This is a genomic window from Methylomonas sp. 2BW1-5-20, from assembly GCF_052474515.1.
The window spans coordinates 885,516-898,491 of the sequence record NZ_CP184127.1; the positions used below are offsets into that span (position 1 = coordinate 885,516).

General features: G+C 52.0%; 9 protein-coding genes. 6 read left to right on the plus strand and 3 right to left on the minus strand.

What is annotated here, in order from left to right; translation table 11 throughout:
• The first annotated feature begins 242 nt into the window (after window positions 1-242).
• Complete coding sequence (locus tag ACH50O_RS04060; protein WP_446812108.1) at window positions 243-1,451, plus strand: IS256 family transposase; 1,209 nt, start codon at window positions 243-245, stop codon at window positions 1,449-1,451.
• An 11-nt stretch (window positions 1,452-1,462) separates the two neighbouring features.
• Here the strand turns inward: ACH50O_RS04060 and ACH50O_RS04065 are convergent, their stop codons facing one another.
• On the minus strand, window positions 1,463-1,807 hold the full coding sequence (locus tag ACH50O_RS04065; protein ID WP_446810762.1) for an Imm51 family immunity protein: 345 nt from the start codon (window positions 1,805-1,807) through the stop codon (window positions 1,463-1,465).
• Between the two features lie 145 nt (window positions 1,808-1,952).
• On the minus strand, window positions 1,953-2,591 hold the full coding sequence (locus ACH50O_RS04070) for a hypothetical protein (protein WP_446810763.1): 639 nt from the start codon (window positions 2,589-2,591) through the stop codon (window positions 1,953-1,955).
• A 109-nt stretch (window positions 2,592-2,700) separates the two neighbouring features.
• Between ACH50O_RS04070 and ACH50O_RS04075 the strand changes: the two genes are divergently transcribed.
• The 5 genes from ACH50O_RS04075 (at window position 2,701) to ACH50O_RS04095 (ending at window position 12,011) form a co-directional block, all read left to right on the plus strand.
• Complete coding sequence (locus tag ACH50O_RS04075; protein ID WP_446810764.1) at window positions 2,701-3,741, plus strand: M14 family metallopeptidase; 1,041 nt, start codon at window positions 2,701-2,703, stop codon at window positions 3,739-3,741.
• 101 nt (window positions 3,742-3,842) lie between these two features.
• Window positions 3,843-5,177 (plus strand): hypothetical protein, encoded by a 1,335-nt coding sequence (locus ACH50O_RS04080; protein ID WP_446810765.1) that lies wholly within the window; start codon window positions 3,843-3,845, stop codon window positions 5,175-5,177.
• 9 nt (window positions 5,178-5,186) lie between these two features.
• Window positions 5,187-6,671, plus strand: coding sequence for an N-acetylmuramoyl-L-alanine amidase (locus tag ACH50O_RS04085; protein ID WP_446810766.1), 1,485 nt, complete (start codon window positions 5,187-5,189; stop codon window positions 6,669-6,671).
• Window positions 6,672-6,895: 224 nt separating this feature from the next.
• Entirely contained in the window at window positions 6,896-8,038 is a 1,143-nt protein-coding gene (locus ACH50O_RS04090; RefSeq protein ID WP_446810767.1) for a response regulator, read from the plus strand.
• 46 nt (window positions 8,039-8,084) lie between these two features.
• On the plus strand, window positions 8,085-12,011 hold the full coding sequence (locus tag ACH50O_RS04095; protein ID WP_446810768.1) for a PAS domain S-box protein: 3,927 nt from the start codon (window positions 8,085-8,087) through the stop codon (window positions 12,009-12,011).
• A gap of 18 nt (window positions 12,012-12,029) precedes the next feature.
• Here ACH50O_RS04095 and ACH50O_RS04100 read toward each other — a convergent pair whose 3' ends face one another.
• Window positions 12,030-12,917, minus strand: a complete 888-nt coding sequence (locus tag ACH50O_RS04100) for a hypothetical protein (protein WP_446810769.1) — start codon at window positions 12,915-12,917, stop codon at window positions 12,030-12,032.
• Window positions 12,918-12,976: the final 59 nt, after the last annotated feature.

Below are 12,976 nucleotides of genomic sequence, written 5' to 3' on the forward strand. Positions count from 1 at the left end.
ATGCCGATAGGCGATCCGCCAAATCGGTAGGTGATCATTTGGCGGAACCGCTATCGCGTTCCGCCTTACGAGTTACGAGTTGGAACGATAAACACGCGATCTACACCAGCCGATCAATCAAGTTCAGCACGTGACAGAAGATCTCGAAGTACCTCTTGAGGGTGTAAGAATTTTTGTGTAAACGGTCATTAGGCAGGACACTGCCCTTACTTTGAGGAGTAACCATGACCGAAACCTAATCTATCCCAACTGACCTGATCGATGCCTTGCTTTCAGGCTATCAAAAACCCGAAGACCTGCTGGGCGCAAACGGCGTGTTGAAACAACTGACCAAGGCCTTGGTCGAGCGGGCTCTAGAAGCCGAAATGACTGAGCATTTAGGCCATGGCAAGCATGAGTCAGTCTGCAACGCCACCGGCAATACCCGCAACGGCAAGAGCCGGAAAACCCTGAAAGGTGACTTTGGCGAGTTACCGATTGAGATTCCCCGTGATCGCCATGGGCAGTTCGAGCCGCAAATCATTGGCAAACACCAATCCCGTTGGACGGGCTTTGATGACAAAATCATCTCGCTCTATGCTCGAGGCCTGACAGTCAGGGAAATTCAGAGCCACCTGGAAGAGCTGTATGGCACAGAAGTGTCGTCGAGCTTGATTTCCTCAGTGACGGACGCCGTGATTGAGGAAGTGAAAGCCTGGCAATCGCGACCGCTCGATCCGATTTACCCCATCGTTTATCTCGACTGCATCCACGTCAAAGTGCGTGATACCGGTGCAGTGCGGGTCAAGGCTGTTTATCTGGCGATTGGCGTCAATATGAACGGCGAAAAGGAAGTGCTGGGCTTATGGATAGCTCAAACCGAGGGCGCCAAGTTTTGGTTGCAAGTCGTCACCGACCTCAAGAACCGCGGCGTCCAAGACATCTTCATCGCCTGTGTCGATGGCTTGAAAGGCTTTCCCGAAGCGATTGAAACCGTCTATCCACACACAGCCGTTCAACTGTGCATCGTGCATTTGGTCCGCAACAGCCTCAACTATGTCGGCTGGAAAATGCGCAAACAGATCGCCGCCGATCTCAAACAGATTTACCAGTCAGCCACCGTCGCCGAGGCGGAGCAGAAGCTGGCTGAGTTCGAGGTGCAGTGGAACGAGGCCTATCCACCGATTGCCCAAATTTGGCGACGCAATTGGGATCGGATCATCCCCTTTTTCGACTATCCGCCGGAGATACGCCGCATCATTTACACCACCAATGCCATTGAGTCGGTAAACATGAGTTTGCGGAAAATCACCAAGAATCGCGGTTCATGTCCCAGTGATGAAGCCTTGTCGAAATTGTTCTATTTGGCCCTGATGAATATCAGTAAAAAATGGACCATGCCTTTGCATGACTGGAAACCGGCTTTGAATCGGTTTAGCATTCAGTTTGAAGACAGGATGCACAATCGATAATTAAATCCCGTTTACACAAAATTCAGGACACCCTCTACCTCTTCGTTGTGAAAGGCCAATGACATTGCTTTTCCGAGACGTTCCAGCGCGAAACGTGATCCTTGCGCCGAAAACATTCCGGCTTCCGGATCGAAATCGAGCTCATCTTGTAAATCGGGTAGCTGTTCGGTCACGATGACTTGGGCTATTGAGTTCCAGTCATAGCCGTTTCCATTCCAGCCTTCGTCAGCCCGCTCTTCGAATACATGAATTTTCTCTACCATGTGCTGGTCGGAAAGCATTAGAGACCTATACTCCCCCGAGTCCAAGAGGATAAACGGCGCATAGGTAATCTTGTCTGTCTTATCTTCTTCCACAATGACCTCTTTGTTTTGACGAATAAAAAACTTAGTGAAATTATTTGCGACGGCAGCGCAGTGGAGAACCTGTTTTCGCGTGGGTAATATGAAATAACTGCAACACCATCGTTCCCATGCAGGAGCGTGAGAATGATAAAAAGATTTAAAACATATCTCTATTCAATATGTTGTGCAGACTGCCTTTTCCAGTAATAACTGCTTGGCAAGTTGTCTCTATTTTCTCTATCACGGAGTTTAGTTTCGGAGTGATTGGATCTTCCTCTTCAATCCCACTCCAGAATACGGCTTCGTAATTTTGGATTTGCTTTTGGTGGTTTTCCCATTGTTCGGGTGTTACAAATTGTTCACGGGACCAAAGACGAGCAAGAATTCTTGCTGCGGCCTTAATCTCATTTTCTATGTCTCTTAAGTCTTCGAATGGCTTTGCTTTATCTTTCCCTATTTGTGCCATAAACCTATAACGCATTGAATGAATTTTATTGAAAAGTTCTTGATGTTGTTGGTAGCGCACGAAGACCACTGAGGCATTTTTTCGAGCTTGGTAATCTCCTTCCGATTCGTGTTTCCCTCTTTCTATGCTTTCGGTTTCAGCAGCAAATGCCATTGGGTGTCGCATCCAGTTGATGACGTCTACCGCTTCATAAAAGAGAGCAAGGGTGTCTTCGGCCAATTCAATTCTTCGCTTGCCTGCATGCTCTCTCCTCCAAGAGTCAATTCCATAAACCGCTACCCAAGCTGCAATTAATATAGATATTTGCTTTAAACCTTCTGTCCAGTCCATGATTATCAGTCGAGTTGTGTCTAAATTTGTGGGATAGCAAGTTTGATAGTGTAATGGTGAATTTTAAAAGCTGATTATAGAATGTGTAAAACAGCGTAAATAAGAAAATATGGTACTGAATCTAGCCAACAAGCATTGCCTAAGGCAATGCAACGACCTTCCCAACGGACTGTTGGATATCGACGCCTCAGATCTATACACCCTTATCCCCGAGCCAACACTATTCCACCTACCCGGTAAACGCCCCGAAACCCTGTTCGTCTCAGTCCTGCTGCATGGCAACGAATCCACCGGCTTTCTGGCCGTACAAAAGCTGCTACAAAAATATCATGGCCAAAGTTTGCCGCGCGGTTTGACCTTGTTTTTCGGCAATACCCAGGCTGCCCGCTTTAATCTAAGACGGCAGGACGGTCAGCCGGATTTCAACCGTATCTGGCCGGGTACTGCATTACCGCAGTCGTCTGAGACCGGTTGGGCGGCTCAGATTTGCCATATCATGCGTGAACGCGGCGTGTTTGCCAGCATCGACGTGCATAACAACACCGGCCTGAATCCGCATTACGCCTGCATCAACAAGCTGGATAAGGACTTTCTGCATCTCGGAGCGCTGTTCGGCCGCTTGCTGGTGTATTTCACCCATCCCAAGGGCACGCAGTCCAGCGCGTTTGCTGAGATTTGTCCGGCGGTGACCTTGGAGTGCGGCTGGCCCGGTCAGCCGCATGGCACCGAACATGCTTTCGAGTTTTTGGACAGTTGCCTGCATTTGCACGAGTTTCCTGCTCAGCCGGTGGCGAGGCAGGATGTGGATATTTATCACACGGTGGCGCAAGTCACCGTTGCCGAAGATGTCGGTTATAGCTTTAGCGATCCTAAGGCCGACCTGCAACTAGATCCGGAGCTGGAAAGCCTGAATTTCACGGAGATTCCGGCCGGTACCGTCTTAGGCACCACCCGTTCTGTATCGATGCCCTTGATCGCTAAAGACAACAACGGCAATCCGGTTACCGAGCAATTTCTGAGGATTACGGATGGACAAGTGCAAATCGTTCGGCAGACTATGCCGTCCATGTTGACGCTGGACGAGCGCGTCATCCGCCAGGATTGTTTATGTTATCTGATGGAGCGTTTGGCCCTGGAGCCCAAGGCTTAAACGCGGCAATTTGGGCTAAGCTATCGGAAGCGCCGGACGCCTAGTCATAAACCGCTTTCGTCCGCGGCGTTTCTAAGACGATGTTGCAAAGGAGAAGACCGATGTTGAAGTCCTTGGATGTTTTGCTGGGATTGTCCGTGGTGATGTTGATTGTCAGTATGGCGGTGACTTTGGTCAGCCAGGGGATACTGAATTTATTAGCCAGCCGCGGCCGTAATTTGCGCACTGGGCTGGCCGATTTGTTGGAATTGCTGGATGCCAGGCTTTCCAGAGCGGAGGCCGAGGCCATCGCCGCCTTAACGCTGATGCAGCGGACTATCGGTGGCCGCTGTCGTTGCCGATTGCCGGAATGGCTGCAGTTTTTCCAGTTCGGTGAAGTGATCCATCGCGAGGAATTCATCAAAAGCCTGCTGGATTTGGCGGCTTGCTACGATGTGTCGATCAAAACCGAATTCGAGCAAATCAAAGCCAGATTGGCGAATAAAACCTTTAACGTCGGCCAGGCCACGGAAGCGCTGGAAACCAAATTGCTGGAATATCCGCTGTTTTTTAAGCGGCTGGGCATTGAAACCTTGCTTGCCAAAATCAAGAAGGAAAAGGCCGAAGCCAAAAAACGGCAGTACCAGCAACTGGAGAAAATTGTCGCCAAACAAATCGATCTATTGGATAAGTTGAGATTAGTCCTGCAAGACAACGGTATCGCCGATGCCGGCAACACCTTGAAAAACGTGCGGATGCTGGCGCTGCAGTTTGAAAAGTCCAATCCGGAGTTGGCTCACGATGTGCGCGTGACGAATGCGCTATTGCAGGAAGCTTCCAGCCAGTTTCTGGCAAAAATCTGTTTGAATTTCGACCATTTGATAGACCGAGTCAGTGTCAGATTTATCGCCACTACCCGCGTGGTCAGCGTTATCAGCGCGGCTTTGGTGGCAGTTGCATTGCAATTGGACACGGTGAACTTGATCAACCGATTGTCCATGGACGAGAAAATGCGGTCGGCTTTTGTGGAGTTGGCGCCCAAATTGGCGGACGAGGCGCAGGATAAGAAGCAACAGCCCGATGAAGCGGCAGCGAAAGAGGGTGCTCAATCCCAACCAACCGTCGATCCGGAAAAAGAAAAGTTTTATTTAAATTTTCTGGCGGAGCAGGGCTTGATTAGCTTGCCCAATGATTGGGAAAGCTGGCGTAAGCATTGGCGGTCGATGAGTTTGCCCGGTTTGGTTTTGTCGATTTTTTTACTCAGTCTGGGCGGGCCGTTTTGGTATAACGCGCTGGGTAAGCTATTGCAATTGCGTTCGGGTTTGGCGCGCAAGGACGAGGAGCAAAAAAATATTCGTCAAACCACGCAGAGCGTGACCGATCCGCAGAACCCGGATAATCCGCCGGCCGCCAACCCGCTGCAAGGTGAACGCGGCGATCTGAAAGCGCTGGGTTGAGGGGGCGGTATGGAAAAGCAGTGGATCGGCTGTATTCAGGGTAATTTTCGCAGCGGCCGCCCGGCCGGTTTCAAGCCGGAAATCATCGTCTTGCATTCAGCGGACGGCAGTCTGGCTGAGGCCGATATCCTTTACAACCGGCCGGGCGCCTTGCAGTCGATGCATTACGCCATAGGTAACAACGGTAAGATTCACCAATATGTCGAGGAAGCCGACACCGCCTTTCACGCCGGTTTGGTGGTCAATCCCTCAGCCGGTTTTATCAAGCAAAGACCCAACACCAATCCCAATTTTTTCTCGATTGGCGTCGCCTTGGAAGCGCCTATGCTCGGCCAGCATAGCGCCGAACAAACGGCCGCTTGTTCGAGATTGATCAGAGAAATTGCCGACCGCTGGGCTATAGACCTGGATGCGGCGCATGTATTGCCGCATAGTGCCATCCGCGCGTCGGTAAGCTGTCCGGGTCCGGTTGTGGATATTGCCGGCATAATCCGGGCGGCTTTGCCCGATTCGGCGGTCAATGGCTTGGCTGGCAAGCATATTGTGCTGCTGAGTCGGGCCAACCTGCGAATTCGCGCCTCTGTCGCAGCGCCCGTGGTAAGGGTATTGGATGCTGGCAGTAAGGTGGAGATCGTTAGCTTTACCGCCGGCGATAGCGTGTCCGGCAATGGCTATTGGTATCAGGATAAAGACGGCAATTTTGTCTGGGCGGGTGCGACCGATAGGCCGAATCCGCGGGCGCTGGCGCTGGCTAACGAAAGCGATGCCGATACCGACACGATGATAAGCCGTGTCCAAACTTCGGCAGCGTCCGGCGGCGGGTTGGCGATCAACCGTTCCCGTTTCCGTTTGCCCGCCGGGCAATTTTTTACCGAGAAGCCGAAAAAGGATCTGATTGTTTTGCATTTTACCGCCGGTTCGTCGGCCAAATCGGCATTCGATACCTGGGTGGGGGATGCCCAGCATATCGCCGCAGCTTATTTGGTCGATGTCGACGGTACGGTCTATGAAGTGTTCGACCCAACACAGTGGGCTTATCATCTTGGGGTGAAAGGGTTCAACGGCCGGCTGGATCAACGCTCAATCGCGATAGAAATTGCCAATGTCGGTCCGTTGCGGCCGGCGACGGATAAGCCGGAGGTTTTGAATTGGTGGCCGCCGCGCCGGGGTCAAACCGAGCCTTTCGGCACGCAATACTGCGATAAAAGTCAAACCGATAAATATGTGCAAACCAGCTACCGCGGCGAACAGTACTTCGCCACGTTTCCGCCGCAGCAGGTACAAGCGATTCGCTTGTTACTGAACGATTTATGCGGGCGGTTTGCCATCCCGAAAACCTTGCCGCCCAAACCCAAACAATTCGAGCGCGATCTGGATTATTTCCAGGATTATTCCGGTATCGCCAGCCATGTGAATTTTCGCAGCGACAAATGGGATATAGGCCCGGCCTTCGATTGGGCGGCTTTGGGTATCGCCAATGCGCACAGCAGTTGATTGCCGCCAACCGGCTCAGCTCTCAGATTGAGTAACGGTGCTTGCTCATCGCAAGACCAAGGATTTAACCGATGTCGCGATCACAGTTCTTCCGGTTAGCCGACCGCAATATCCCTCCTGCTGTTAAGATAATTTAACGCAGAATTTATGGGGTAAAGCGCTATCCTTAATTTCTCGGCGGTCGAAATGGCTTCAGCTTCAAATTCAGCAAACTAGGAACCAATATGTCCGATAAACCTTTTTGTATTTTTGTAGTGGACGACGATGCTCTATTGCGGTTGGTGATCACCGATCAATTGCAAGGGCACGATTATCAAATTCACGAATTTGCCGATGGTGCCGCCTGTTTGGCGGCGATGGATTTGGCGCCGAATTTGATTTTGCTGGATATCGAAATGCCGGGGCAAAGCGGTATCGAAGTGTGCCGGCAGATTCGCGAAGACGGCAACGACGATGTGCAGGTCATGTTCGTTTCCGCGCACGACGATCTGGAGATTTTATTGACGGCGTTCGATGCGGGCGGAAACGATTTCATTCCGAAAAATGCCAAAAAAGACGTGTTGCTGCGCAAGGTCGAGTTGGCTATCGAAGCCGAGCAACAGAAACGGCAACTGAAGTCTCAATTGTCCTATGCCCAGAAAACCGCATTTACCGCCATGTCCAGTTTGGGAGAAACCGGTACGGTGTTGCAGTTTTTGCGAGCCTCATTCCAGTGTGCCACCTTTGAGGAGTTGGGGGCCTTGTTGATCGACAGCTTGCAGCAATACGGTCTTGACGGTTTGGTCAAATTGACCAACGGCGACGAGGAGTACGACTTTAGTTCCGAAACGGTGTGCACGCCGCTGGAAAAGTCGATTCTGAGCTACGTATCGAAATTGGGCCGTATCTATCAGGCCGGCGATCGCTTGGTGATCAATTTTTCGAATGTGGTGTTGTTGGTAACCGGCTTGGATGTCGAAGATCAGGATGCCATCGGCCGTTTGCGCGACCACCTGGCTATTCTTGCGGAAGGAGCCGGCGCTCGCGTGGAAGCGATGATCAGCGAGCAAATGCGTTTGCGGGAAGTCAACGCGCGCTTGGAAGGCGTGAAGGAGTTGACCGATTTATTGATCGAGATTGAAGAAAATCAGCACACCAATCATGCGCAGATGGTGAATTTGGCCGAACAGCACAAAATGAATATGGAGGCTGCGTTTATTCACCTTGGTTTGACCGACAATCAGGAGTTTTTGCTGCACGGTTATGTCGATGAATTAACTTCGCAGATGGATAACCTGTTCGAAACCGATAGCAGGTTGGCGTTACGCCTGAACCAAATTGTCGAAAAGCAAAAAGCCTTGCTGCTATCGGCGGCTGCAAGCTGCTAAGTAGCCGTCTATACCCATAATCCAACAATAAAGCCGAGGATTACCCGTGCAAGCTTTGTTTTCGCCCGCCGTGGCGCTGATGAACCGTTTAAGTTTCAGCAAGAAGTTTGTAGTGATAGGGTTTTTGTCGCTGTTGGCGGTATTGGTGGTGTTTTATAACCTGTATCAAAGCTTAAACCGGGTAATTGTCGAATCGGAGCTAGAACTGCGCGGATTGGAGCAAATCAAGCACATCACCCAGACCGTGCAGTTCGTGCAGCAACATCGGGGTCTGTCCGTGGCGGTGCTGCGCGGCTTAGACGGTTTACGCGACGAACGCGATCGGGCGGAAACCAAGGTCGGTGCGTCATTATCGGCTTTGCGGCAAACCTTGCTGGGCGATTCGGCTACCGCGGCGGCATTAGCCGAGATTAATAGCCAATGGAAGCAACTGCGGCAAAATTCGGCAATTTACGGTGCCGAAGAAAACTACCGCTTACACAGCCGTCTGGTGCAAAAGCTATTGGATCTGGAGGAACTTGTCGGTGAAGAATCCTTGTTGGTTACTGACGCCAATCTGGATTCCTACCATTTGATTATGTTGGTAACGGAGCAAATGCCGACAGCGCTGGAAGGCATTGCACAGTTGCGCGGTTACGGCGTGGGGATATTGGCCAAAAAGCAGATTAGCGAGCAGGAAAAGATCGATATTTTGGTCATAAAGGACAGAATCGAAACCAGCATCAGGGTTATTGAAGAGACCACCCACGATTTTCAACGCTACAAATCGGAGTTACACCCGATTTTGACCGTTACCAGGGAGAATATCGTCAATGCATCGAATCTGATTACGCAACATGTCATAGCCGAAATTCTTCAGCAAAAGTTCAATATTAATCCCGAATATTTTTTCTCGACAGTTACCTTGGCGCTCAATGCGGCTTATTCGGAAATTTACGATAGTTTTATTCCGGCTACCGAAGAGTTGATCGAGGCCAGAATTAAGACCGCAAAAACCACGCTGGCGCTGAGCGTCGGTATTCCGGGTTTTTTATTTTTACTGATAATTTATTTCGCGATTGGCGCCCACCTGGCCGTCAGCCGTTGCATCGCCAGTCTTGCGAAAACCGCGCAAGCGTTTGCCGGAGGCGATTTCCGGCAAAGAATGCAACTGACGGTGCGCGACGAGATCGGTCAGATTGCCGAGAGTTTTAACGAAATGGCGGACGGTTTTTCGGTGCTGCTGGAGGCACGGCGCGACGATGAAATCCGGATTCGCAGTATCATCGATACCGCTTTAGATGCCGTGGTGCAAATGGATGCCGACGGGCGCGTCCAAGGTTGGAATCGGCAGGCCGAACAGGTTTTCGGTTGGCCGGCCGCCGAGGCCGTGGGATCTTTGTTGCACGAATTAATCGTGCCTGCGCGTTACCGCGAAGCTCATCTGCAAGGCCTGCGGTATTTTCTGGACACCGGCCACGGGCAGGTGTTGAATCGGCGTATCGAAGTGTTGGCCTTGCGTCGCGATGGGAGTGAGTTTCCGATTGAGTTGGCCATCACCCCGAATAAATTGGGAAACAGCATCGAATTCAGTGCCTTTATTCGGGATATTTCCGCGCAAAAACGGGCCATGCAAACCTTGCAATCCAGCGAGCAACGGCACCGGGCTTTATTCGAATCCTCGCGGGATGCTTTGATGACCCTCAGTGCCGAGCGCGGGTTTATATCGGGCAATTCCGCCGCATTAAGTCTGTTCGCCTGCCGGGATGAACAAGAGTTTCTGGCCCAAACCCCGGCTACCTTATCGCCGGAACGGCAAGCCGACGGCCGTCTATCCGCCGACGTGGCTAAGGAAAAGCTCGAATTGGCGATTGCCGAAGGTTCAACGACGTTCGAATGGGTACATAGGCGGTTAAACGGCGAGACTTTCCACGCCGAAGTACAACTTAGCCGGGTCGAGATTGAAAACGAAACTGTGCTGCAGGCTACGGTGCGCGATGTCAGCGAAAATAAACGCGCCAAGGCGGCATTAGTCACTAGCGAGGCTAGAACCAGGGCGGTACTGCGCACCATGTCCGATGCGGTGGTATTGATTGATAACAAGGGAATTATGTTACTGGTTAACGATGCGATCGGCGATTTGTTTGGTTACGAAGAAGACGAGTTATTGGGGCAAAACGTGAAGATGCTGATGCCGGAACCTTATCACTCCGAGCACGACGGCTATTTGAGCCGGCATTTGGATAATAGTAAGGAGAGAGTGATTATCGGCCGCCGGATAGAGGTGGTGGGCAAACGCAAGGACGGAGTGTTGGTGCCGATAGAGCTGGGCGTTAATGAATTGATGGACGACTTTGGCAGTACTTATATCGGCGTGATGCGCGATATCAGCCAGCGTAAGGCGATAGAGCAGGCTCGCGAGGCCGCGCGGCTGGAGGCGGAGCATCTGGCGCATATGAAAAGCGAGTTTTTGGCCAATATGAGCCACGAAATTCGTACGCCGTTGAATGCGATTATCGGCCTGGCCAAAATTAGCGTGCGCGATAATTTTGGACGGTCTATGCAAGAAAACGGCACGCGGATTTACGATGCCGGCATGCATTTATTAAGTCTGGTCAACGATATTCTGGATTTCTCCAAGATCGAGGCCGGCAAAATGACCTTGGATGAACATCCGTTCCGGCTTGATGCGTTGATCGACGATGCGATTAGCCTGGTGGATATGCGCGCCAAGGAAAAGCAACTCGATCTGGTCGTATATCGTCCCCAGGAATTGCCGGTATGGGTGTATGGCGATCCCTTGCGTTTGCGGCAGATTTTGGTCAATCTGCTGTCCAATGCCGTGAAATTTACCGAACAAGGCTATGTCAGCCTGGACGTTTTACGTCAGGGCGACATGACCGAAATCAGCGTTACCGATAGCGGGATAGGCATGACCGCCGAGCAGGTCAGTCGCTTGTTTACCGCTTTCGAGCAAGCCGATAGTTCCACCACCCGCAAGTTCGGCGGCAGCGGCCTGGGCCTGGCAATCAGCCGCGACCTCGCCAATCTGATGGGCGGCAATATCGTTGTAAAAAGCAGTTTGGGCGCCGGTAGCAAATTTACGCTGAACTTGCCGTTGCCGGCCACCGATGCCGGCGTCGAGCATTCGACCGATTATCAACAAGAAGGCGGACGTTTGCGCGGATTCAGGATATTGGCCGCCGAAGACGTGGCTTTGAATCGTTTGGTGTTGGAGGATTTATTAGTCCACGAAGGGGCACAGGTAACGTTCGCGGAAAACGGCCAGCAGGCGCTGGAGCGCTTGGAAGAAGCGGGTTATGCCGGCTTCGATGCGGTGTTGATGGATATTCAGATGCCGGTGATGGACGGCTATCAGGCCGCCAAGCGGATTATCGAAATTGCGCCGGATTTGCCGATTATCGGCTTAACCGCCCATGCGATGCCGGAAGAACGTCAGCGCTGTCTGGAAATGGGCATGCGGGAGCGGGTTACCAAACCGATCGATGCCAACGCGTTGGTTGCGGCATTGCGCAGACACGTCTCGATAGACACGCCGCCGGAAAGCAGCGATTTGCAGCATCAAACCTCGGCGGACCAAGGCTCGGTAACGGCGGATAACGCCATTGCGGCGACAGAGCTTGATGTCGACGGATTGATCGATTGGCCGGCAATGCTGCAGCGCTTTGACGGACGTCAGGCCTTTATCGATAAACTGATTCGCAATGCGCTGGATGGCGCGCAACAGGCAAATTTGGATAAGCTGCGCCAAGCCGCATCGCAGCGGGATTATGAGACGATTAAATTCGTCGCGCACAATCTGAAAGGCTTTGCCGGTATTTTCGAAGTTAAACAGATGCTGACAATTGCCCAGCAGGCCGAAGCCGCCGCCAAGGCTCGACGCGAGGATGCCGTGTCCTTGGCGGAAGACTTGGCCGATAATCTGCACGCTTTATTGGCCGAGCTACAGCGCAAAAGAACTGTAGAAACTTAGCCAAGGCGCGCGGCGGATTTAAAGTCTGCCGTGTTTCTGTTGCGCATAGCGCACACTGCTTGGCGGCTCGGCCGCGACCGGTAAGGAATGTTCGAAATATTCGCCTTGCACCAAATCGAATCCGGTCTGTCTGGCAAGCGCGGCGCTTCGTTTGTCGTCGACATCCAGCATAATGCTGCGGCCCGCTATCGAATCGACCAAACCGTTAAGCTGTTGTAATTTTTCCGGCAGTTTGTTGTCGCGAATGCGCTCCAGGTGCTGCGCCGACAAGCCGACAAAATCCGGCGCGGCTCTGGAAATCAGTTCGACAGCGGTCTTTTCCAGCGTGTGATAGTCGAACTTCAACGCCAGCCGGTAGTCGCGCCGCTGATAGTTCTGCAAACCCTTCAGCAGCGCTTGGTAGTAACGGGCATAGACGTTATTCACGGTCATGCTGATAGCCACATTCCGTGTTTCCAGGCCGCATTTGACAATAACCTCTTCAAAATAAGCGCCGTGATCTTCTTTAACGCCGAGGATATGGCGAGGATCCACATCCAGAAACAGCACTTCGTCGCGATGGGCTTGCGGCAGATAATTCAGCATATGCACGGCTCGCGACAAACGATCGAAATTTATGATCGATTCCGGCTGGCCGGCCGGCGCCGGCGACAGGGCCAGCAGATTTTCCAGTTCACCGTTTTGGATGGTTTGCGCCGAATGGGTGGCCACGCTCAGCTGCGCCATGTGACCGATAGAATGCGCGCTGCGTAAGGTCTCACGCACGGGTTTCAACACGCTGCCTATGCATATGGGGCCAAACAGCGCGTGTACGCTGCCATCGCGCAATATGAAAGGCCTAAAGCCGCTGTTGTGCTCTTGCTCCAGTCTATCGTTAAAATATTCTACCAATTGTTGTAAAGGCATTTGCTTGACTCCTGAATAACGCGTGCGGGAAACCGCGAGGGCTGCGGGTTAGCCGTCGA

Coding starts and splice junctions, on each gene's coding strand:
- ACH50O_RS04070 (WP_446810763.1), bottom strand. CDS start 2,591: ATGGACTGGACAGAAGGTTTAAAGCAAATATCTATATTAATTGCAGCT.
- ACH50O_RS04075 (WP_446810764.1), top strand. CDS start 2,701: ATGGTACTGAATCTAGCCAACAAGCATTGCCTAAGGCAATGCAACGAC.
- ACH50O_RS04100 (WP_446810769.1), bottom strand. CDS start 12,917: ATGCCTTTACAACAATTGGTAGAATATTTTAACGATAGACTGGAGCAA.
- ACH50O_RS04085 (WP_446810766.1), top strand. CDS start 5,187: ATGGAAAAGCAGTGGATCGGCTGTATTCAGGGTAATTTTCGCAGCGGC.
- ACH50O_RS04090 (WP_446810767.1), top strand. CDS start 6,896: ATGTCCGATAAACCTTTTTGTATTTTTGTAGTGGACGACGATGCTCTA.
- ACH50O_RS04080 (WP_446810765.1), top strand. CDS start 3,843: ATGTTGAAGTCCTTGGATGTTTTGCTGGGATTGTCCGTGGTGATGTTG.